Raw genomic sequence first — 21,710 nt, forward strand, 5'->3', positions numbered from 1 at the left:
GGTTTTATCCTGCGGTTTTCCTTGTTGCCTTCAGGGCTTTCTGGTATAAAGCAGCGCTCTTTTCTAGGGGCCCGGTTCTTGCGCTATCCAGTGCGCCCGGTAAGACCCTCGAGAAACGCGGCGCCGAGCGCCAATGACATTGAGTTTAAGCGGCCAACCCATGCCGGGTTGGGCATGTGGTTTTAGAGGGCTGAGGCATGTCGAGAGTCTGTCAAGTTACCGGTAAGGGTCCGGTAACCGGGAACAACATTTCCCACGCAAACAACAAAACCCGTCGTCGTTTCCTGCCGAACCTGCAGCACCATCGCTTCTGGGTCGAGTCCGAGAAGCGCTTCGTGCGTCTGCGCGTATCCGCCAAAGGCATGCGCGTCATCGACAAGCGTGGCATCGACGTAGTGCTGGCTGAGCTGCGCGCTCGCGGCGAAAAGGTTTAAGGAGAGAGTCATGCGTGAACTGATCCGTTTGGTGTCCAGCGCCGGTACCGGCCACTTCTACACCACCGACAAGAACAAGCGCACCACCCCCGACAAGATCGAAATCAAGAAATTCGATCCGGTCGTACGCAAGCACGTGATGTACAAGGAAGCCAAGATCAAGTAATTGATCGGCTGCCTGTCAAAAAAAGCCCGCCCTCACCGGCGGGCTTTTTTTTGCCCCTGCTTCCTGGCAGAGCTCCGGCTTGCGCCTGAGCCGCTCATTTGTGCGGGGCGGTTGGCGCGGCTATTGGTCGCGCCATTTTTTGTGCGATTCGCTCACCTGCGACTTACGTCCGATAACACCCGGGTTTAGACTGCGCCGTTGCCGTGGAACTGACTCATCCATCAGTTTTTTATGGGTGAGTAGATGAAGTTCGGGCATCCGCCGTTCGCCATTTACCCAGAGGGTCGCATGACCGCTTCAGCTCAGTATGTGGAAGTCCTGATTGCCGAGGCGGACCCCTGGACGTCCAATCTGCTGCAGCATCTGGTGCTCGACGTGTGTGGCAATGCCCGTGTGTTGCAGGTCAGCGACGGCCAGGCGGCACTGGCGCGTTGCAAGCGGCGCTTGCCTGATCTGGTGATCGCCGATGGCGAGTTGCCCGGGCTCGACGGCCTGGAGCTGCTGCGCCAGTTGCGTCGTCACCCGCGTACACCGGCGCTGCCGTTCGTGCTCATCAGCGGTCGCCTCGATGCCAGTAGCGTACGCGCCGCGCGGCCGCTGGCGCCCAGTGCCTATCTGGCCAAGCCCTTCAATGCCGAGAGTCTGCGTCAGCGTCTGCGCACGTTGTTGCCTGCGCCTGCAGCCGCCGTGACAGTGCGACAACCGCTTTTGGTCAGCGAGCTGCGTGATTATCTCGATACGGTACGCGAAGAGGGGCAGGGCGCGCCGCTGCTCAGCGATGTACGCAGTGCCGTGAGTCAGGGATTGCAGGCCGGCGAGCAGGACCTGGGTGAACTGGAAGCGGTGTTCGGTAGCGACCCGCAGATCACGGCGCTGCTGATTGCCGCCGCCAGCACCGCCGCGCAGCATCAGGGTGTGCCGTGTCATACCTTGACGCAGGCGCTGCATCGCCTGGGTGTGGCGCGCACGCTGAATCTGGTGCTGGGCCTGGCGCTGCAGCGCAATGCGCAGTTGCGTGACCCGCGCCTGGCAGAGTTGGCTGCACATACCTGGCAGCAGGCGCGACGCAGCGCCGAGCTGGCGCGCTGGTTGGCGCTCGAACTGAAGCTGGACGCCGAACTCTGTTACACCGCCGGTCTGCTGCACAATCTGGGCGAACTGGCCCTGCTGCGCAGCCTGCAGGACTGGCAGGAAGCGGGTGGTGAACTGAGTAATGAGCAGATCGACGATGCGATGCTTTGCCGCTCGGCGAGCTTCGGTTCGGCCCTGCGTATCCGCTGGCGATTGCCGTTTGGCCTGCGAGAGCTGATCGCAGCACTCTACGGCCTGGGCAGCGGTGTGTTCTCGCGTGAGGCGCTGGTGCTCAATCTTACCGGCCTGTTGCTGGCCCTGCCGAACAACGAGCTGCCGGTCAGTCTGGTCGAAGCGCGCTGCGTGCGCATGTTGCGTTTGGATCTGGCGCTGCTCGAGCGCGTGCCGGTGGCGCTCTATCAGGCTTCCTGAGTGTCGTGGCGACGCGCGTCGTCGGCCAGTTGCCGCAAGGGCTGCGGGCGGCCAACGAAGTAGCCCTGGGCGTAGTCGATGCCGAGGCGGCGCAGGCAGTCCAGGCTGGCCTGGGTCTCGACGAATTCGGCGACGGTGAGCAGGCCCAATTGCCCGGCAATCTGTCGCATCGAGCCGACCATCGCCTGGTTGATCGGATCGTTCTCGATGCCGCTGACGAAGCTGCCGTCGATCTTGAGGATATCCAACGGCAAGTGACGCAAATAAGCGTAGGAAGCGAAGCCGCTGCCGAAGTCGTCCAGGGCGACTTTCAGCCCCTTGCTGCGTAGACCCTCAATCCATTGGGCGGAGACGCCCAGCTCACCCAGGGCGACCATTTCCGTCACTTCGATGCAAAATTTTCCCGGTGGCAGGCCGTGTTGCTGCAGTGCGTCCTGCAGCAAACGGTGGAAGTCGGAGTCGAGCAGAGAGTTGGCGCTGAGGTTGACATTGACCTGAGCCAGTTGCGCCAGATGCCGTGGGTTGGCCGCCAGCCAGGCGCACAGATGCTGGACGACCCAGCGGTCGATGGCGCCGAGAAAGTCATAGCGCGCCGCTGCATCGAGAAACTGCGCCGGGCTGATCCATTCACCGCTCTGCGGGTCGCGGTAGCGCAGCAGCACTTCGTAGTGCAGCCCGGCGGTGGCACTCTGCAGGGCTTGCACGGGTTGGTAGAACAGCTCGAAATGACCGCGTTCGCAGGCTTCGCGCAGGCGGGTGATCCACTGCAGCTGGCGTTGATGTTCGAGCAGCGCGCCGTCTTCCGGGTTGAACTGGCACACGCGGTTGCGGCCCTGGTGCTTGGCCAACTGGCTGGCGCTGCTGGCCCAGGTCAGTGCGGTCTCCCAGTCGCGCACGCCAGAGCCGAGGGCGAGCAGGCCGATGCTGGTGTGGAGACGGAAGGGGCGCCCCTGCCAGGTGAAGACGAACTGCTCGACCGCCCGGCGCATGGCCTCGGCCTGTTTGAGGGCGGCCTCGTCATCGACCTCGCGCAGCAGCACGGCGAACTCGTCACCACCGACGCGGGCCAGTTCGGCATGGCGCGGCAACTGGTGCGCGAGCTGGGTTGCCAGTTGCCTGAGCAACTGGTCACCGGCGGAGTGGCCGCACAGGTCGTTGACCTGCTTGAATCGGTCCAGGCTCAGGTGCAGCAGATGGCTGAAGCGGCGCTTGGCATTACCGCCCAGTGTTTCCGAGAGCAGCCTTTCCAGCTCGCGGCGGTTGAGCAGGCCGGTCAGCGCGTCATGTGCAGCCAGTTGTTGCAGGCGCTCCTCGAGAGCGCGGCGCTCGCTGAGGTCGACCACTATGCCTTCGATGCGGTCTCGCTGAGGGCGCAGGTGCAGCGACAGGTAGATCCACAGTGGGCGCTGTTTCATGTCGTACAGCTGGCATTCGCAGGCGACCGCGCCGGCCTGGGTATCGAGTTGCCGGAGCAGCTCGCGCCACTGGGTTTCGCCGAGCAGTCGCTGTAGCGGCAACCCGACCAGTTGGACGGCCGGACTATCGCTGCCGAGCAGGCGTGCCAGACTCGGGTTGGCTTCAAGCAGCCTGCCGTCGCGGTCACAGCGGAAGATACCCTCGCCGCTGTGGCGAAACAGTGCCTGGTACTGCTCCAGGTTATCGATGGCTTGCGCCTGGCTGCTCAGCAGCACGCGGCGCACGCGTTCCAGCTGCTTGTCGAGCAAGGCGCCGAACAGCAGCATGCTCAATGCCGGCAGGTAGGCGTAGAGCGCATAGAAGCCGGCGGGCAGCGGAACCAGCCCGGCGCGGCTCAGCGGCACCAGCAACATCAGCACCAGCGCGGCGCTCCAGCACAGCATGTACCCGGGAGCATAGGGTCGGCGCTGACAGACGCCGAGGATGAGCAGCAGCAACTGATACAGCCCGGTGGCCAGCGTCAGCAGGTTGAGGACCTGGTAGGTGTGGGGGTGGTCGACGAAAACGCCGCCGACGCTGACCAGCAAGGTGGCCGCGAACAGGGCATCGCGCAACCAGCGCAGACGTCCGAGTTTCAGGCCCAGGGCGCTGGCGATGAACAGCGAGCTGAAGATCATCATGCCGGCGGTGGGTAGATTGACCAGTAATCTGGGCAGCAGCGTCCACTGCGGCCAGAGCAGGCCGGCAACGCTGTACAGGCTGACGTTGTACAGCGCCACGCACAGCGAGGTGAGGCTGAAGTAGGCCAGTTGCGCCTCGCGCAGGGTGCTGTACTTGACCAGATAGAAGAGCGCCAGGGAGAGCAGGGCGCCGATCAGCAGGCCGCTTTGCAGCCAGTTGTGGGCAATCAGTTGTTGGCCCTGCTCGGCGCCGACCACTTGCAATGGCAGGTTGATCGCCGAATGACTCTGCACGCGAAGCAGCAAACTGTGCGGACCTTCGCCCAGGCGCGGCAGGTTGAGTAGAAACTGTGGATAGGGCTCGCCACGCTCGGCGAATGGGCGGGTTGCGCCGCTGTACAGCGGGCCGAGCGACTGCTCGCCATCGAACAGCCAGACCTCCAGATCATCGAGGAAGGTCTGGCCGATGATCAGTTGCAGACGTTCGGCTGGCGGTGTCTGCAGTTGCACGGCGAGCCACCAGGCACTGCGCGTATAGCCGATGCGGGCGGTGCCCTGAACCTGGCGGCCCTCTTGCACGATGCGTTGTAGCACCTCGCTTGCGCTCAGCTGGCCGCTGGGGTCTTCCAGCAGCAGGCTGTGCTCGATGCTCACCGGCGCTGCCAGATCGCCTGCGCTCAGCGTGAGTAGCGGCAACGCACTGGCCGCCCAGGTCGGTGCGGTGTAGGCCAGGCAAAACAGCAAGATCAGTGAGTGAAGCGGTCGAAGCATCCTGGGCGCCTCATGGCTACAACGAGGGCGCCGAAGTCTGGTGAACGCTGTCGGGTCTGAGGAGCGGTCAGGCGCAGAGCCATTCTAGCCGACTACTGGCGCGATGATTGCGCTGCGAGTCTCATCCGTCGGGATCGCGTGACGATTGACTGCGCCGCCTCTCCAGCCTGGGTCAGGCAGTCTGCGTGCGCTCTTCGCCCGCCTTCTGACGGCGCGTCCAGCGATTGGCGCGGGCGAAGGTGCCGAAGTCGTTGAAGCGCACGCCCATTTCGCGCATCACTCGGTGGGCGAACGGCACGGTCAGCTGGCGAATGTAGAAGGGTTCCTTGACCACGAAATGGTGGATCGCATGACTGCTGCCGAAGTTGAAGCAGAACGCTTGCAGCGGCCACAGCCACCAGGGGTTGAGCACCTGTGTCTGCTGGATCACGTTGCCCGGCTCGACATCGCCGTAGTAGTGCATGTTGGAACTGACGAAGTGCAGGCAGAAGGTGCGCAGCACGTTGGGCCCGACCAATACCACCACGGCAATGTTCACCACTTCCATCACGCTCAGCGTGCTGGCCGACCAGGCAATGGGCGCGCCGAGCGCGGCGCTGGTCCAGTCCAGCAGATGGAAACCGAGGAACAGGTACCAGGTCGCCCAATTGAGCAGCCCCAGCGGTGCGTAGACCTTCAGCGTGCGGGTGAGGATCAGCCGGCGATGCTCGGGGGTCTTCGCCCGCAGCCAGCGGATCAACGAGCTCATCATGTTGTCGCCGACCATCAGCAGGCGGGCGATGCCCCAAGGCTCGCCATTGGTGATGGCGCGCTCCTCAATGTCGGCTTCGCTGCCGGACACCTTGTGGTGGTTCAGGTGCAGGTGGCGACGCACCCAGGGGTTGATGGTACTTGGCCGCGCCAGCCAGACCAGTGTCAGCATCAGGTTGTGCGGCAGCGGCCGCTTGCGGAAGTACATCGAGTGAATCAGGTCATGCTCCAGCTCGTGAGTCAGCGAGGCGAAGAAGGCGTTGAGCAGCAGACACGCCCACCAGGCCAGGTAGCCACCGATGTACAACGCTGCCGAGCCGAGCATGCCGAGCAGGGCGAAGGCCAGGATGCCGGCACCGAGTGCGTCCTGATGTTGCAGGATAGGGTAGCGTTGGCGCAGGACATTGCCGTGGGCCATCACCTGTTCACGGATACAAGCGGCGCGTTGCTGGTCATTAAGGCTTGCGGGAGAGGGCGACATGCCGACATCCTCTTGTTATTGGGTTGTGACTTCACTGTGCCGTGACGGTCGTCAGAGTGCCCGACCGAGCACGCCAACCTGCCTACCGGATACGCCAATCTGCATGACCTCCGAAGCCACCACACTGGCCAGCTGGACCCGCGCTCTGCGCAAGCAGCTCGATGCCCTCGGGCTGGATAGCGCTGCGCTGTGCCGTGCTGCCGGTCTCGACCCGACAGTGCTCGATGACCCCAACGCACGCTGCCCACTGTCGGTCACCACGCGCCTGTGGCAGTTGGCGGTGGCCGCCAGTGGTGATCCGGCGCTGGGTCTGAAGACTTCGCAGTTCGTCAGCCCGACCACCTTCCATGCGCTGGGCTACGCGTTGATCGCCAGCAGCAGCCTGCGCGAGATGTTCGAACGCATCGTGCGCTATCACCGGGTGGTCAGCGATGCGCTGCAGCTGGAGTTGCGCGAGCTGGAAGACGTCTACGAATTTCGTTTTCGCGTACCGCCAGGCAGCCCGGCACCGGCACCCGAAGCGCTGGATGCCTTCGCTGCGATCTACGTGCGCAGCTGTCGCAATCGCCTGAGCCGGGAGTTCTCGCCGCTGCTAGTGCAATTGCAGCGCCCGCAGCCAACCGACCCTGCGCCTTGGCAGGCGGTATTTCGCGCGCCGCTGACGTTCGATGCCGACGAAAGCCTGCTGCGCTTTCCCCGCGCCGCATTCGAACAACGGCTAGACGACGGCAACCCGGAACTGGCCGAACACAACGAGACAGTGCTCAGACGCAGCCTGGAGCAACTGCAGGCAGCCAGCTGCAGCGAGCGGGTGCGCAATTGCCTGGAACTGCAACTGCCTGATGGCGAGCCCTCCGCCGAGCGTATCGCCCAGGCTCTGCACCTGAGCCTGCGCAGCCTGCAGCGGCACCTGGCCGAGGAGGGCACCCGCTACGAGACGCTGCTCGGCGAGACGCGCCACGCCCTGGCGTTGCGGCACATGCGCGACCCGCGCTGTTCGATCAGTGAAATTGCCTATCTGCTCGGCTTCAGCGATAGCAGCAGCTTCGCCCGAGCCTTCAAACGCTGGACCGGCCAGACGCCGAGCCAGTACCGCGACGGATGCAACAACATATGACCCAGTACGACCTGATCCTGGCCGGGGCCGGCCACGCCCATCTTGGCGTGTTGCGCCGCTGGGCGTTGGTGGAGCGTCCGCCAGGCCGTATCGGCTTGCTCAGCCCTGGCCCGGAAGCCTGGTACGCCGGCATGTTGCCAGGGCTGATCAGCGGCCGTTTCAGCCCGGCAGACTGCCGCGTGGAGCTGCAGCCTTTGTGCCGCGCGGCCAAGGTCGAGCTGATCGAGGGCGAGATCGCCTCGCTCGATGCCGATGCGCGCATCCTGCAACTCGCGGATGGCCGTAGCCTGCAGAGCGAGTGGCTGTCGCTGAATGTCGGCGCCGGTATGGCCATTCCACCCCAACAGGGCGAAGGGATGCAGGTGTTGGCCGCCAGGCCCATCGAACGGATGCTCGAAGGCTGGCAGCAATGGCAGGCCGAGCCACGACGCATGGCGATTCTCGGTGGTGGAGCCGGAGGTGTGGAGCTGGCACTGGCGCTGGCCGATAAGGTACCGGCGTTGGCGCTGTTCTGTGGCGGAACCTTGCTCGATGGGCTGGGGCCGGGGCTAAGGCTGCGCGCACTGGGCCATCTGCGTCAGCGCGGCGTGCAGGTGCGTGAGCATTGCCCGATCGGCCGTATCGAGGATGACTGGCTGCTCAGCGGTGACGAGCCGGTATGGCGCGGGCGGCGCCTGCTGCTGGCCAGCGGTGCGCGTCCCTGGCCATGGCTGACGTCGAGCCAACTGGCCACCGACGCAGCCGGATTCATCGCCATTCGCCCGACCCTGCAAGGCGAGTCCCATGCGCAGATCTTCGCCGTCGGTGACAGCGCCAGCCTCGACGGCATGCGTCGCAGCGGGCGTTTCGCAGTGCGTCAGGCTCCGGTACTCAGCGCCAATTTGCAGGCCGCGCTACAGGGGCGCCCGCTGCGCCAGTATCGGCCGCAGTGGCAGAGCCTGGCCCTGCTCGCCACCGGCGATGGCGGTGCGCTGCTCGGTTGGCACGACTGGAGTGCGGGCGGGCAGCTGTACGGGCACTGCAAGGACTGGCTGGACCGGCGTTTCGTCAAGCGCCATCGCATGGTGGGGTAGAGCCGACTAAATTCACGGCAGTGTGCTACCAAAGTTTCATGGTGCAGGTGCTTCCAAGCTGGTCGAATCCCGGTCATCGTGCCCGGTCTGCATACCCATATTTTTCGTCGGGCCTGTCGTACATGTAACCTGCTGCCCAGGTTGAGTGGGATATTCAAGGAGAGACCCGCCGTGACCCTGTCCGCCTACAGCGCCTCGGCGCGCACCAAAACAAGAACTCTGAGGTCGGTCATGCAAGCTGCCTTTGTCCGTTCACCCGTTGCCTGTCTGCTCCATGCCCTGGGGCTGGCTGCATTGATGCTGGTCTACCAGCAGGTGCCGCTCCCGTCCTATGTCAGCGTGTTGTCTTTGTTGCTGCTGGCGCTGTGGCCCTGGCTGGGACCGTGGCAACGTCGCGACGACGCTTCGCCCGCCGCGCAGCAGGTCGCCAGCACTGACTTCGTCGAACTCAGCCGCGGGCTGTCGCGACACACCTGTCACAACGCGCTGTCTGCGGCCAAGGTGGCTCATGCGGTCAAGCACCTGGCCGGTCGCCTGCAATCGCAGCTGACGGCGGTGCAGCAGGTCAGCCAGGCCGCCGAGGCCATCACGCACACCGAGCAGGACAGCGCCGCCCGCGCCGAGCAGACCCTGGCCGCGGCCCGCCATGTGCGCGATGCCAGTGCCAACGGTCAGGCCGAGCTCAACCAGGCCATCGCGCGCATGCAGCAACTCAGTGCACAGACCCTGGCCAGCCGTGAGCTTATCGATGGTCTCGGTAGCCGTACCGAACAGATCGAGCAGGTCACCCAGGTGATCCAGTCCATCGCCAGCCAGACCAATCTGCTGGCGCTCAACGCGGCCATCGAAGCCGCCCGCGCCGGAGAGATGGGGCGTGGTTTTGCCGTGGTTGCCGACGAGGTGCGCAACCTTGCCGCGCGCACCGCCAGCGCCACCGAAGAAGTCAGCCAGATGGTCGCCGACATCCGCCAGCAGAGCGCAGCCGTGGTCGATCATATCCAGCGTCAGAGCGTCGAGCTGGAACAGGCTGCGCAGCAGATAGAGACAGCCGGCAGCCGCCTGCACGGTATCGCCGACCAGGCCGAGGAGGTCGAGCAGCAGGTGGCGCAGATCAGCGCCGGCACAGCGGACAATCACCAGCGCCTGGCCAGCCTGTCGGCTGCTGCACTGCAATTGCAGGACGACGTGCAAGGAAGCGAAGGGCAGACGCGGCAACTGGCAGACGCAGCCGAACACTTGGTAGGCCAGGCCGAAACGGTCAGCGAGCAACTCGCCGAAGTGGGTCTGGATGATTACCACCAGCGTGCCTATGACCTGGCCCGTGAAGGTGCCGCTGCTATCGCGGCGCAGTTCGAACAGGATCTGCAGGCCGGGCGCATCGGCCTCGACGATCTGTTCGACCGTCGCTACCAACCGATTGCCGGTACCCAGCCGCAGAAGTACCGCACGCGCTTCGATCAATACGCCGATCAGGTGCTGCCGGCATTGCAGGAGCCGCTGCTCAAGCGCCATGAAGGGCTGGTGTTCGCCATTTCCACCACCCCGGAAGGCTACGTGCCGACCCATAACGCCGCGTTCAACCATCCGCCCAGCGGTGACCCGGCGGTAGATGCAACGAAGAGCCGTGGCAAGCGCCTGTTCAACGACCGCACCGGCATCCGCTGCGGTAGCCACAGGCAGGCACTGCTGTTGCAGACCTACATGCGTGATACCGGCGAGCTGATGCACGACCTGTCGGTGCCGATCATGGTGCAGGGCAGGCATTGGGGCGGTCTGCGTCTGGGCTATCGGCCGGAGCCTTAGGGCGCACACCGCCCTCGGTTAACGATGGTTTGAAGGCCGGTGCACACGGCGCACCCTACAGGCGGTGTGGGGGAAACGGTGGGATTGTTTAGCTGACGCATAACCAAGCGTATGAAAAACCCGATTTAACGCACGTCAAACCCTGTGCGACGCTGCCAAACCATGATCTTCCCGGCCTGCCAAGTCCATGTTCCGCTGTACCGCGCTCCGGCGCGGCGACGCTCGTCGGAGCGGCTCAACCCGCTGCTGACCATCATCCTCGCCTTCTGGGCGCTGTGGCATTGCCGCCACGCCCGCCCGCCGGACATCGTCCCCGCCCGCTGAATATCGATGGCTGCGCCATGCCCGCAGCCGCTGCTATCACCTTGTCTGCCTGTGCAACCTGTTCAAGAATCGAACGGGCCGTGCAGACACCGAGCGCCCAACGGGCGCAAGCGAGTGCGATATGACGACTTTCGCTGCTGTGCAGGAAGCCCAGGATTTCCTGGCCGGCAATCCCGATATCGAGTTGATCGAGTTGTTCATCCTCGACGCCAATGGCGTGCCGCGCGGCAAGCTGCTGCACCGCGAGGAGCTGTTGGCGCTTTACCAGAGCGGTCGGCCGCTGCCGAGCACCATGCTCGGCCTGTCCATCCAGGGCGAGGATGTCGAGGATTCCGGCCTGGTTTGGGAGGTGGGCGATATCGACTGTCGCGCCTATCCGCTGCCCGGCAGCCTGGTGCGTCTGCCCTGGCGACAGATGCCTACCGCCGCCGTGCAGGTGTCGATGCACCCGACCGAAGGTCTGCCGGCCACGCCGGCCGATCCACGGCAGTTGCTGATCCGTGTGATCGATCAGCTCGAAGCTGAGGGTTATTACCCGGTGATGGCCTGCGAGCTGGAGTTCTACCTGCTCGACCAGAAGCGCGATGCCCAGGGCCGACCGCAGCCGGCGCTGGATGCCGACGGCGGCCGCCCACGGCAGACCCAGGTCTACGGCCTGCGCGAACTGGAACAGATCGAACCCTTCCTGCGTGATCTCTACGCCGCCTGCAAGGCCCAGGGCATTCCCGCGCGCACGGCGATTTCCGAGTACGCCCCCGGCCAGGTGGAAATCACCCTGGAGCATGGTCCGGTGCTGGCGGCGATGGATCAGGCGGTGCGCTACAAGCGCCTGGTCAAGGGCGTGGCTCACGCCCACGGGATGCAGGCCTGCTTCATGGCCAAGCCCTTCGACCACCTGGCCGGCACCGGCATGCACATGCACGTCAGCCTGGCCGATGCGCAGGGCAACAACCTGTTCGCCAGCGAGGACCCCGCCGGCACGCCGCTGCTGCGCCAGGCCGTTGGCGGCATGCTCGCCAGCCTGCTCGACTCGCTGCTGCTGTTCTGCCCCAACGCCAATTCCTACCGGCGTTTTCAGGCCAACAGCTATGCGCCGCTAGCGCCGACCTGGGGCGTGGATAACCGCACTGTCAGCCTGCGCGTGCCAGGCGGCCCGGCCAATACCCGGCATGTCGAGCACCGCATCTGCGGCGCCGACGCCAACCCCTATCTCGCCGCGGCGGCGATTCTCGCCGGGATTCACCGTGGCATTGCTGATCACCTCGACCCCGGCGCGCCGGTGGAAGGTAACGGCTATGCCCAGGCCAAGACCCTGCTACCGACCGAGTGGCTGGCCTCGATCCAGGCGCTGGAGCGCTCCAGCTGGGCGCGTGATGCCTTTGGCGCCGATTTCCTCAAGGTCTTTCTCGCGGTCAAGCGTGCCGAGTATCGCCAGTTCATGGGCGAAGTCGGCGAGCAGGATTGGCGCTGGTATTTGAGTAACGCCTGATATTCGTAGGGTGTCGTGGGGCCGCCCAGGCCGTGCGCACCGACCCCATTTGTGGTGCGCACGGCGCACCCTACGGCGACATAGCCGCCACAAGGATATGCAATGAACGCGATCAACCAAGCTGTCAAACCCGCCGCCGAGCGCGCGCCTTCCTATTACTCGGCCTCGCTCAATTTCGAGACCGACTACCCGACGCTGCAGGGCAGCGTCACCGTTGACGTGGCCATCATCGGTGGCGGTTTCACCGGCATCGCCACGGCAGTCGAGCTGGCCGAGCGTGGCCTCAAGGTGGCCGTGGTGGAAACCAACAAGGTCGGTTGGGGCGCCAGTGGGCGCAACGGCGGTCAGGTCACCGGCAGCCTCTCTGGCGACGAGGCCATGCGTAAGCAGATGCGCAACACGCTGGGCGATGAAGTGGACGACTTCATCTGGCACCTGCGCTGGCGCGGTCACGAGATCATCAAGAACCGCGTGACCAAATACGGCATCGACTGCGACCTCAAACACGGCCATCTGCATACGGCGATGAAAGCCAGCCATATGGACGAGCTCAAGGCGACCTACGACGAGGCGTTGCGCCGTGGCATGGGCGAGGATGTCACCCTGCTCGACGCCGCCGGTGTACGTTCCCAGCTCAGCAGCGATCTGTATTGCGGCGCCCTTAAGAACACCCGCAACATGCACCTGCATCCGCTCAACCTGTGCATCGGCGAAGCCAAGGCCGCCGAGAGCCTCGGCGCGCTGATCTTCGAACATTCCGAGGTGCTGGATATCGTCCACGGCCCGCGTCCTGCGGTGGTCACCACGGGCGGGCGCATCGAGGCCAAGCAGGTACTGCTGGCCGGAGACGTCTATCACAAGCTCGAACGGCGCACGCTCAAGGGCCTGATCTTCCCGGCCATGGGCGGCATCGTCACCACCGCGCCGCTGGGCGAGCTGGCCAAGGAAATCAACCCGCAGGACCTGGCGGTGTACGACTGCCGCTTCGTGCTCGACTACTACCGCATGACCGCCGATGGCCGCCTGTTGTTCGGCGGTGGTTGCAACTACTCCGGACGTGATTCGCGCGATATCGCCGGTGAGCTGCGTCCGTGCATCGAGAGCACCTTCCCGCAACTCAAGGGCGTGCAGATCGACTACCAGTGGAGCTGCGCCATGGGCATCGTGATGAACCGCATCCCGCAGCTGGGCAAGCTCTCGTCCAACGTCTGGTACTGCCAGGGCTACTCCGGCCACGGTATCGCCACCACCCACATCATGGGCGAGATCATGGCCAAGGCGATCACTGGCGATCTGGAGCAATACGACACCTTTGCCGCCTGCAAGCACATCAAAGTGCCGCTGGGCGACCAACTCGGCAACCCGATGCTGGCCGCCGGCATGTGGTATTACCAGATGCTGGAAAAGCTGCGCTGAAGCGCAGGGGATGACCCGGGCGGTAGCGATTGGCGGCAGTCGTGCTCCGCTACGGTCATCGACGTAGAGATGATTGGCGTCATTTCTGAAGCGGCCTGACTCTTACATCAGGTATCTGCAGGCCTCGGGCGTTTGTAAGCCATACCAACAGAGCGCGGCGCGGTGTGAACGAAGCCAAACTGCGCGTACAGGTCTTGTGCTGGCCCATCCGCGATAAGGCTCACGTAGCCGCTTTCCGGCACATGGGTTTCGATGAACCGCAGAATCTCGCCCATGATGCGCTTGCCGAGGCCCTTGCCCTGATGTTCCCTGAGAACAGCGATGTCCACGACTTGAAAGAAACAGCCTCCGTCACCGATCACGCGGCCCATTCCCACGGGTTGGGCACCATGCAGGATTTGCACGGCAAAGAGGCTGTTAGGTAAGCCACGTGCGGCGGCCTCATCGGTCTTTGCGCTAAGGCCAGAGCCAACTCGAAGCGCTTGGTAGACCTGAACGGATGGGGTTTCTAACAGGCAGGAGTAAATGCTCAATGGGATCTCCGAACTGGAAAAATTCTTGTGGTGCCAGTTTGAACTCAATTAGAGAGTGCAGAGGGTTCATGGGGCAAATCGGATCACTCCGGTGGCGCCTGCTTTTTTCGATCCTACCAACTGTCGTCAATTCGCATGTCATCTGCTTCGGCGCCATCTGGCGTTGAGCTTTGGCGTATGCGCTCGGCTCACGGGTGGCTTGCGCCGCCGTCCCGCGGTGCTGCACTGCGATCGGGATGCCCGGGCAGTGGTACCGTTGCCGTGCCTGATTCACGCTCGGCAACGAAGGTCGCTGGCGGTGAGCCGTCGGCGTTGAGCTGAAGGATGCGCTTCGGGCGGCCCTGTTCGTCGAAGAAGACCTGGCCGAGGCCGGCGCTATTCCACAGGCGCTCGCCCGAGCGGCTGCGGTCGGGGATCAGCGGCGTGACGCGCATGCGCCGGCGCTTGGTCAGCCAGTTGAGCGGCGACCAGGGCGCATAGAGCCAGCGGTTGAGACGGTCGAACCAGTCCAGCAGGTCGGCCGGGAACTCGTTCTTGATGCCGCTGCTGGTGATCTGCCAGATGGTCGGGCTGGCGCGCCGGTGGCGGATGCCCACGCGGTAGACGAAGGAGTAATGCACGTCGCCGGAGAGGATGACGAAGTCCCCTGGCGTGCGCGAGTGACGGAAGATGTTCAGCATCACGCTGGCCGCGCCGCGATGGGCCATCCAGTTTTCCGCATCGACCATCAACGGGTGACCGGCGTAGGTAAACAGCTTCTGGATGCCCTCGATCAGCTTCACGCCGAACATTGGCGCCGCCGAGACGATGATGCAACTGGGGTGGTCGAGCAGCGCCTGCTGGAAGTCGCACAGTGCTTCCCAGTCCATCAGCCCCGAGGGTTTCGACAGATGCCCTTCGCTGCGCCAGCGGCGCGTACGGGTATCTAGCACCAGCAGCGCGGGCGTGGTCGGCAGCACGTAGTGCCAGTGCTCGAAATGCAGCAACTGATCGATCAGCGCGTCTTGCGCCTTGGCCTGCAGATGGTCGTTCTGGCGCTGCTGTAGCAGTTCGGCAAAGGCCTGCAGCGGCTCATCGAAGACATCCGGGTTGTTGCCCCAGCCCTGGCACAGCAGGTAGGCGAGCAGGGCGTTGCCGATGATGCGCTTGGAGAACGGATGGCCGTAGGCGGTCTGCTCCCAGCGCGCGGACAGGTTCCAGTCATCGGTGACATCGTGGTCGTCGAAGATCATCAGCGTCGGCAGGTGGGCGAATACCCGCGCGGCCTGGCCGAGGGTCTGTCGGAAGGCGTCGATGCGTTCGCGCTCGCGGGCGTAACGCTGCTGCTGCTGCGCGTCCAGCGCTGGCTGCTCTTCGCTGATCAGCGTCCAGGGCAGCGGCGACCAGACCAGCAGGTACATGGCGATCATCTCGGCGAAGGTCACCAGATGGTTGTCGGCACTGCTGCTGGTGAAGACCGGCTTTTCCACGCCGCCGAAGAACTTGTCGCGCAGGGTCTGGTTGCTCTTCACCGCCGGCAGCAGTTCGGCGCGCTGGTAGTAGCCGACCGGGTTGGCGTAGAGCGCCTGGCTGTCCTCGACTACGGCGCCGTCGAGAAACTCGTCGAACAGGCCGAGGCGGGCGATCAGTTGGTGAATGGCGCACAGCATTGGGCCGGCAACATCGTCGACATAGACCTGATCACCGCTCATCAGCAACAGCGCCGGGCGCTGCTTGGCTTCGGGCTGACTGGCCAGCAGGCGGTCGGCGCAGAGCAGGCCGTCATCAGCCGCATGGTGCGGCTTGCGGCAGGAGCCGTGGAGCAGGTGGTCGACACGTGAGCGCAGGACGAAATCGGCCTGCTCGGCGCCGTCGTAAAGCAGGTGCGGCGCCCATTCGCGCATGCCTTGCGGATCATCGTCGTCGAGGATCTGCAGGTCATAGGCGATGCGTATATCTTGCGGCAGCACCTGCGTAAGGGGCAGGTCGATCAGGTGCAGCACGGCGTGCTGGCCCAGCGGCAGTTGCTGGCAGTGTTCATCCAGCGCATGCGTCTGCTGCGCCTGGCCCTCGGGTTGCAGCCACAGTTGCAGGCTCAGTTCGCGGCTGGCCACCAGCCACAGCACCAGGCGACCGGGCTCCAGGCGGCGCAGCAGCGGGCCAGCGAGCACATCGGGCAGAGGAGCGGGGGCATGGTCTGGCATCGGTACGGTATTTCCTGCAGAAAAAAGACAGGTGATTGGACAGTGGCAGGACGCCAGCGGTTCAGGAGGCCAGCTGGCGCAGACGCTCGAAATCGAGAATTTCGATCTCACCGTAAGTGAGCTGCACCACGCCCTGCGCCTGCAGTTCCTTGAGGATCTGGTTGGTGGTCTGGCGTGACAGCGAGAGCATCAGCGCCAGCTGCTCCTGAGCCAGGTGCAGAATCCGGCGCGGTTCGCTTTCACCGTAGTTCTCGGCGATCAGCAGCAGCCGTCGGGCCAGGCGCGGCGCGGCGGGTAGCAGGCTCATGTCTTCCAGAGTGAGGAAGGCCAGGCGCAGCTTGTGGCTCATCAGCAGGGCGAAGTCGCGCCAGTACTGCGGCTCGCGTTCGAGCAGCGCGAGCAGGTCGTGCTGGGGCAGCAGCAGCAGGGTGCTGGCGCTTTCTGCGAAGGCATCGTGGGTGCGCGGCAGGCCATCGAACAGGGAAATTTCGCCGAACCAGTAGGGCGGCTCGACCAGCGTCAGCAATGCCTCTTTGCCGTTTTCGCTGACCGCGCCGATGCGCACTGCACCCTCGACTACCGCATACAGCCCGCTGGGTTTTTCGCCACGGCGAAACAACCGCTGGCCGGCATCCAGGCGTTGCACCTGGGCCATTTCCAACAGGCTTTGGCTCAGCACTGGGGGCAATGCGGCGAACCAGTGGCCCTGGTTCAGCTGGCTGAAGTAATGACGGGGATCGGGCATTGCGGCTCCTGTGACGTTGCGCGGCGGTGCGGCCATCCCTGCCATTGTCGGCTAGCCGACAGTGCGACCAGCCAAGGTGGGGGGATCATGTGCGGGCCCGTTTCACACCTGAGGACGATAATAATGAAAACCCTCGTCGATCACCTGGCGCAATATGCCGCCTACCATCGCGACCGGCGCAATATCGCCAGCCATTTTCTCGGCATCCCGATGATCGTGCTGGCCGTCGCCGTGCTGCTGTCGCGGCCAGGTTTCCAACTCGCCGGCCTGTGGCTGGCGCCTGCCACGCTAGTGGCGCTGGTGTCGGCGTGGTTCTACCTGCGTCTGGACACCCGTTTCGGCCTGCTCATGGCCGTGCTGCTGGGGCTGTGCCTGTGGGCCGGTGCCAGCCTGGCGGTCGCTTCCACTGCCCTGTGGCTGACGTCAGGCATTGGCCTGTTCGTGGTCGGCTGGGTCATCCAGTTCATCGGTCATTACTACGAAGGACGCAAGCCGGCCTTCGTCGATGACGTCATGGGGCTGGTGATCGGCCCGCTGTTCGTGGTCGCTGAACTGGCTTTCCTGCTCGGCCTGCGCAAGGAAGTCGAACATGCCGTGGTGGAGATCGCCGGCCCGACCTGCATCCGCGAGAAGAAGGCGCTGGCCTGAGCACGCGCTGCCGCTGTTCATCGCGGCTAAAGCCCCTCCCACGGTTCCACTGGAGTGTGGGAGGGGCTTTAGCCGCGAGCCTTTCTAGAACATCTCCATCCACTGCGCCGTCATCGAGCGTGCGTGACGATCCACGGTAATGGGCGCGAAGGGACGGCCGGAGACGCTCTGCAGGGTGTTGCTCTGGCTGTTCATGTCGGCCAGCGCGGCACGCAGGTAGCTCCAGCGCGTCTGCAGCTTGGTCACCTGCGGGTCGGATTGATCCTCGATTGCCTGCAGCTCGCTGTCGATGGCGGGCAGCAGCAGGCGTTCGTCCTGACCGAGGTAGGTGCCGGGTTGCTCGCGGGCGATCTCGAAGGTGCCCAGGTAGGAGCGGCTGAGGTATTGCACACAGAGGTACTCGACCTTTGCCGCCAGCTCGCTCTGGCCCTCAGCGCCTGGTAGTGCCCGGGCCGCGCCAAGGAAGTCACGCAGGGCGCGGCTGAGGTCTTCGGGGAAGCGCCAGGGCACGTTCTCGTCACCGGGGCCATAGGAAACACCGTTGCGCAATTGGGTAACGAGGGCCTGATGCGCGCTGGTGAGTTCGGCGCTGCCCTGCGGCAGGCTCTGCATGGCACCGGCCAGCGCGGCGAGGTCGGCTTCCAGGCGCTGCTGATGGGTCTTCTGGAAACCTTCGCCACGTAACAGCATCAGGCTGCTGGTGGCGCGGCTGGCGTGTACCTGAATCTGTTCCTGCGGGCTGACGGCCTCGGCGAAGGCCACTGGCGAGAGCCCGACGAAGAGTCCGAGCGACCAGAGAAAAGCATGACGCAACAGTGCTTTACAGCGCATCCGGGGTGCTCCTTGTTATTGTTTTGAGCAGGTATGCATTGGCAGCGTCAACGACGCAGCGCCAAGATTACTGCGCCAAGCGTCGCGGAGCATGACCCGAAAGAGTGATTTCGTCGGAAATCGCTACCGTTCAGGGGCTTTTCGCCAGGTTGCACAGGTAGTCGGCGGTGAAGGCGTCGGCGGGGAAGAAGGTCTCCAGCGCCAATTCGGCGAGGGTCACGTCATTCGGTGTGCCAAACACCGTGATGGTGCTGATCAGGCTGAGTACACCGTGCTCACTGTGCAGTTGCAGCGGCACCAACACGGCATCGCTCGGCGGCGCAGGGACCTCGGCCGGCGCAGGGTAGCCGCGCAGCTCATCGAGCAGGCTGAACAAGGCTTCGTCGCCGCTGATTTCTGCATCGCGCTGCAGGCGCATCAGCAGATGTGCGCGCCACAGCGCGAGATTGGCGATGCGCGGGGCCAGGCCCTCGGGGTGCAGTGACAGGCGCATCACGTTGAGCGGCGGGCCGAGCAGAAAGTCCGGCATGCCGGCGAGGAAGGGGCCGACCGAGGCGTTGGCTGCCAGCAAATTCCATTGTCGGTCGATGGCCAGCGCCGGATAGGGCTCATGGGCCTTGAGCAACTGTTCGATGGCCTGGCGTGCTGGAGCCAGCGCCGGGTCGCTCAGCTCGTGCTGGCTGTACAGGGGGGCGAAGCCGGCGGCGCTAAGCAGACGATTACGCTCGCGCAGGGGAATCTCCAGTTGCTCGGCCAGGTGCAGCAGCATCTCGCGGCTGGGTTGGGCGCGTCCGGTTTCGACGAAGCTCAGGTGGCGGGTGGAGATTTCCGCCTCGCAGGCGAGGTCGAGCTGGCTCAGGCGGCGCCTTTGGCGCCATTGGCGCAACAGGGCGCCGGCGGTCTGGGTATTGTTCATGGTCAGCACGATAGTTCAGTCAGGTCATGCCGGCCATTACCTGGCAGGTAATCGACGCCCCGCGCGTTTCGGCGAAATCTGTAGGCCAGGCACCACCCCGGTGTCCCTATGGAGGATTCATCATGAACGCACTGCAACCCACCCCGATGCTGCGCAATGCTCTCTTGCTCGATGGTCTGCTCAGCGGCGTCACCGGCCTGCTGCTGGTCCTGGCGGCCGGCTGGCTGGGCGCCTTCCTCGAACTACCGCGCCTGCTGTTGCTGGTCGCCGGTAGCGCGCTGCTGCCCTTCGCGGCGCTGCTGGTGTGGTTGTCCAACCGCGCCGAAATCAGCCGCCAGGCCATCTGGGCGGTGATCGCGGTCAACGCGCTGTGGGTGATCGACAGCTTGCTGGTCCTGGTGATCGGTTGGGTGTCGCCGAACCTGTTCGGCTACGCCTTCATCATCGGCCAGGCGCTGGCGGTGGCGCTGCTGGCCGAGTTGCAATGGTTCGGCCTCAAGCACTCGCAGGCTGCCGTGATCTGATGGCGCCGGCTCAGAGACCGCGCAGCGCCAACTCGGCACCGAGCAGCAACAGGCCGATGAAGAACCAGCGTTTGAAGCGCTCCGCGCTGATACGTTTGCGCAGCCACTGGCCGCCGGCCATGCCCAGCAGTGCGGGCAGCAGGGCGAGGGCCGATACACCCAGCACCGCCGGTTGCAGCAGTTCACCGCTGTGACCGAGCGCTGCTGCCAGGGCCAGGGTGGAGACGCTGAAGGACAACCCCAGGGCCTGAACCAAATCGTCCTTCTCCAGGCCGATAGCCTGCAGGTAAGGCACGGCGGGAATCACGAATACACCGGTAACTGCGGTGATCGCACCGGTGATCGCTCCGATCACCGGGCTCAGCCAGCCTTCCTTGGCCCGCTCCACGCGAAAGTGCACCTTGGCCAGGCCAAGCACTGCGTAGATCACCAGCGCGACGCCCAGCCAGCGGGTGGCGCCGGGCACGTCAAGACTCCGCAGCAGACCAGCGACCAGCAGCGTGCCGCACAGGATTCCCAGCAGCATCGGCCATAGCCGGCGCAGCATCGGCAGTGGGCTGCGACCGTCGCACAACTGCCAGATGTTGGTCACCATCGACGGGATGATCAGCAGCGCGGCGGCCTGCAGTGGCGCCATCACCAGACCGAGCAGACCGACGGCGATGGTCGGCAGACCAAGGCCGACCACGCCCTTGACCATGCCGGCGAGCAGGAAGGTGGCGAGGATCAGCGGCAGGTGCTCAGTCATTGCGCTGCCCCTGCTCGTGGATCGTGCGGCTGTCGGCCGGCGCCTGTTCGCGCTCGTGCATACCGTAGTCGCGCAGTACCTGGGCCACGCGCAGGCGATAGTTACTGAAGACCTCCTCGCGTCCAGCCGTCTGTGCGCGTCGGTGTTCCTCGCGCTGGCGCCAGGCCTGGATCGCGGCTTCGTCCTGCCAGAACGATAGCGACAAGATCTTCCCAGGCTGGGTCAGGCTCTGGAAGCGTTCGATGGAGATGAACCCCGGCTGCTCGGCGAGCAGCGGGCGCAACTCACCGGCGAGGTCGAGATAGTCCTGCTGCTGGCCTGTCTTGGCCTGAACTTCGAAGATCACGGCGAGCATCGGTTTCTCCCTGGCTGGCTCTGGCTGAAATTGCCTGCCAGTATCCACATTTGCTGCACGCCATGTTTCGTCATGAGGTGAACTATGGAATACGCACCGGGTTTCAGCTCGATTGCCGCACTGCTCGCCGACGCCGGGCGCGCCAGCATGGTCTGGGCGCTGATGGACGGCAGCGCGCGGCCGGCCGGCGAACTGGCATTGCTCGCGGGGCTGTCGCCTTCGTCGACCAGCGCGCACCTGGCCAAGCTGGTAGAAGGCGGCCTGCTGGCGCAGCAACGCCATGGGCGCAATCGCTATTACCGTCTGGCCGGGCCGGAAGTCGGGCAACTGGTCGAGGCCCTGGCTAGTGCCGCGCTGGCCGCGCAGCCACGGCAACCACGCGCGGTGCCGGCTTCACGCGGGACGCCGCAGGCCATGCGTGAGGCGCGCACCTGCTATGACCATCTGGCCGGCGAGCTGGCCGTCGGCGTGTTCACGCGCATGTGCGCGGCTGACTGGCTGAGCGAGGAGGGCGGTGCGCTGAAGCTGACGGCAAGCGGTGAGCAGGGGCTGCAGGCGTTGGGCATCGATCTGCACCAGATCAACCGTCAGCGCCGCCAGCGACTCTGTGCCTGCCCGGACTGGAGCGAGCGCAAGCCGCATCTCGGTGGTGCGCTGGGCGCGGCGTTGCTGAGTCTGTGCGAAGGCGAGGGCTGGCTGCGGCGCAGCACGGGTTCGCGTGCGCTGCAGGTTTCACCGAAGGGGCGCAGGGCGATCATGGCGATCGCCCTGGAGTAGCTCCAAGGCTTCTGTTGATTGGCCAAC

The 21,710-nt window shown here is 64.7% G+C and carries 21 protein-coding genes; 12 read left to right on the forward strand and 9 right to left on the reverse strand.

Annotated elements, in window-relative coordinates; translation table 11 throughout:
* Window positions 1-197: 197 nt before the first annotated feature.
* The 3 genes from rpmB (at window position 198) to H3221_RS22975 (ending at window position 2,103) form a co-directional block, all read left to right on the forward strand.
* Window positions 198-434, forward strand: a complete 237-nt coding sequence (rpmB, locus tag H3221_RS22965; protein WP_003242523.1) for a 50S ribosomal protein L28 — start codon at window positions 198-200, stop codon at window positions 432-434.
* A 10-nt stretch (window positions 435-444) separates the two neighbouring features.
* Window positions 445-600: a 50S ribosomal protein L33 gene (gene rpmG / locus H3221_RS22970; RefSeq protein ID WP_003464575.1), complete on the forward strand. Its 156-nt coding sequence runs from the start codon at window positions 445-447 to the stop codon at window positions 598-600.
* A gap of 288 nt (window positions 601-888) precedes the next feature.
* Complete coding sequence (locus H3221_RS22975) at window positions 889-2,103, forward strand: HDOD domain-containing protein (RefSeq protein ID WP_196476222.1); 1,215 nt, start codon at window positions 889-891, stop codon at window positions 2,101-2,103.
* Here H3221_RS22975 and H3221_RS22980 read toward each other — a convergent pair.
* Together H3221_RS22980 and H3221_RS22985 are read right to left on the reverse strand one after the other, a co-directional pair.
* The gene (locus H3221_RS22980) at window positions 2,091-4,970 is read right to left on the reverse strand and encodes an EAL domain-containing protein (RefSeq protein WP_196476223.1); all 2,880 of its coding nucleotides are present in this window, start codon (window positions 4,968-4,970) and stop codon (window positions 2,091-2,093) included. The two genes, H3221_RS22975 and H3221_RS22980, sit on opposite strands and share 13 nt — an antisense overlap.
* A 172-nt stretch (window positions 4,971-5,142) precedes the next feature.
* The gene (locus H3221_RS22985; protein ID WP_196476224.1) at window positions 5,143-6,201 is read right to left on the reverse strand and encodes a fatty acid desaturase; all 1,059 of its coding nucleotides are present in this window, start codon (window positions 6,199-6,201) and stop codon (window positions 5,143-5,145) included.
* Window positions 6,202-6,304: 103 nt separating this feature from the next.
* Here H3221_RS22985 and H3221_RS22990 point away from each other — a divergent pair, with 103 nt between their 5' ends.
* The 6 genes from H3221_RS22990 to H3221_RS23015 all read left to right on the forward strand — a co-directional run bounded on the left by H3221_RS22990 (window position 6,305) and on the right by H3221_RS23015 (window position 13,423).
* On the forward strand, window positions 6,305-7,318 hold the full coding sequence (locus H3221_RS22990; RefSeq protein WP_196476225.1) for an AraC family transcriptional regulator: 1,014 nt from the start codon (window positions 6,305-6,307) through the stop codon (window positions 7,316-7,318).
* A complete protein-coding gene (locus tag H3221_RS22995; protein WP_196476226.1) occupies window positions 7,315-8,391 on the forward strand; it encodes an FAD-dependent oxidoreductase in 1,077 nt (358 codons plus the stop codon). The genes H3221_RS22990 and H3221_RS22995 overlap by 4 nt, the downstream gene beginning before the upstream one ends.
* Before the next feature lie 297 nt (window positions 8,392-8,688).
* Complete coding sequence (locus H3221_RS23000; protein WP_397428112.1) at window positions 8,689-10,194, forward strand: methyl-accepting chemotaxis protein; 1,506 nt, start codon at window positions 8,689-8,691, stop codon at window positions 10,192-10,194.
* 144 nt (window positions 10,195-10,338) lie between these two features.
* The gene (locus tag H3221_RS23005) at window positions 10,339-10,518 is read left to right on the forward strand and encodes a hypothetical protein (protein ID WP_196476286.1); all 180 of its coding nucleotides are present in this window, start codon (window positions 10,339-10,341) and stop codon (window positions 10,516-10,518) included.
* Between the two features lie 121 nt (window positions 10,519-10,639).
* Window positions 10,640-12,007 (forward strand): glutamine synthetase family protein, encoded by a 1,368-nt coding sequence (locus H3221_RS23010; protein WP_196476228.1) that lies wholly within the window; start codon window positions 10,640-10,642, stop codon window positions 12,005-12,007.
* Window positions 12,008-12,109: 102 nt separating this feature from the next.
* Entirely contained in the window at window positions 12,110-13,423 is a 1,314-nt protein-coding gene (locus H3221_RS23015) for an NAD(P)/FAD-dependent oxidoreductase (protein WP_160018802.1), read from the forward strand.
* A gap of 107 nt (window positions 13,424-13,530) precedes the next feature.
* Here H3221_RS23015 and H3221_RS23020 read toward each other — a convergent pair whose 3' ends face one another.
* The 3 genes from H3221_RS23020 to H3221_RS23030 form a co-directional block, all read right to left on the reverse strand.
* Entirely contained in the window at window positions 13,531-13,956 is a 426-nt protein-coding gene (locus H3221_RS23020) for a GNAT family N-acetyltransferase (RefSeq protein WP_074918760.1), read from the reverse strand.
* Between the two features lie 188 nt (window positions 13,957-14,144).
* The gene (locus H3221_RS23025; RefSeq protein WP_196476229.1) at window positions 14,145-16,139 is read right to left on the reverse strand and encodes a metallophosphoesterase family protein; all 1,995 of its coding nucleotides are present in this window, start codon (window positions 16,137-16,139) and stop codon (window positions 14,145-14,147) included.
* Window positions 16,140-16,200: 61 nt separating this feature from the next.
* Window positions 16,201-16,884: a Crp/Fnr family transcriptional regulator gene (locus H3221_RS23030; protein WP_196476230.1), complete on the reverse strand. Its 684-nt coding sequence runs from the start codon at window positions 16,882-16,884 to the stop codon at window positions 16,201-16,203.
* Window positions 16,885-17,007: 123 nt separating this feature from the next.
* Between H3221_RS23030 and H3221_RS23035 the strand changes: the two genes are divergently transcribed.
* Window positions 17,008-17,532, forward strand: coding sequence for an Mpo1 family 2-hydroxy fatty acid dioxygenase (locus tag H3221_RS23035; RefSeq protein ID WP_196476231.1), 525 nt, complete (start codon window positions 17,008-17,010; stop codon window positions 17,530-17,532).
* Window positions 17,533-17,616: 84 nt separating this feature from the next.
* Here the strand turns inward: H3221_RS23035 and H3221_RS23040 are convergent, their stop codons facing one another.
* The gene (locus tag H3221_RS23040; RefSeq protein WP_196476232.1) at window positions 17,617-18,363 is read right to left on the reverse strand and encodes a hypothetical protein; all 747 of its coding nucleotides are present in this window, start codon (window positions 18,361-18,363) and stop codon (window positions 17,617-17,619) included.
* A gap of 130 nt (window positions 18,364-18,493) precedes the next feature.
* The gene (locus tag H3221_RS23045; RefSeq protein ID WP_196476233.1) at window positions 18,494-19,279 is read right to left on the reverse strand and encodes an MmyB family transcriptional regulator; all 786 of its coding nucleotides are present in this window, start codon (window positions 19,277-19,279) and stop codon (window positions 18,494-18,496) included.
* Window positions 19,280-19,401: 122 nt separating this feature from the next.
* On the opposite strand from H3221_RS23045, the gene H3221_RS23050 reads away from it, so the two are divergent.
* Window positions 19,402-19,803 (forward strand): hypothetical protein, encoded by a 402-nt coding sequence (locus H3221_RS23050; RefSeq protein ID WP_125836166.1) that lies wholly within the window; start codon window positions 19,402-19,404, stop codon window positions 19,801-19,803.
* A 10-nt stretch (window positions 19,804-19,813) separates the two neighbouring features.
* Here the strand turns inward: H3221_RS23050 and H3221_RS23055 are convergent, their stop codons facing one another.
* Window positions 19,814-20,551: a sulfite exporter TauE/SafE family protein gene (locus H3221_RS23055; protein ID WP_196476234.1), complete on the reverse strand. Its 738-nt coding sequence runs from the start codon at window positions 20,549-20,551 to the stop codon at window positions 19,814-19,816.
* Window positions 20,544-20,906 carry an antibiotic biosynthesis monooxygenase family protein gene (locus H3221_RS23060; RefSeq protein WP_196476235.1) on the reverse strand — a complete coding sequence of 121 codons (363 nt, stop codon included), beginning with the start codon at window positions 20,904-20,906 and terminating at the stop codon, window positions 20,544-20,546. The genes H3221_RS23055 and H3221_RS23060 overlap by 8 nt, the downstream gene beginning before the upstream one ends.
* Window positions 20,907-20,990: 84 nt before the next feature.
* Between H3221_RS23060 and H3221_RS23065 the strand changes: the two genes are divergently transcribed.
* Entirely contained in the window at window positions 20,991-21,683 is a 693-nt protein-coding gene (locus tag H3221_RS23065; protein WP_196476236.1) for an ArsR/SmtB family transcription factor, read from the forward strand.
* Window positions 21,684-21,710: the final 27 nt, after the last annotated feature.

The organism is Pseudomonas chaetocerotis (assembly GCF_015712105.2).
GTDB classification, from domain to species: Bacteria; Pseudomonadota; Gammaproteobacteria; order Pseudomonadales; family Pseudomonadaceae; genus Aquipseudomonas; species Aquipseudomonas chaetocerotis.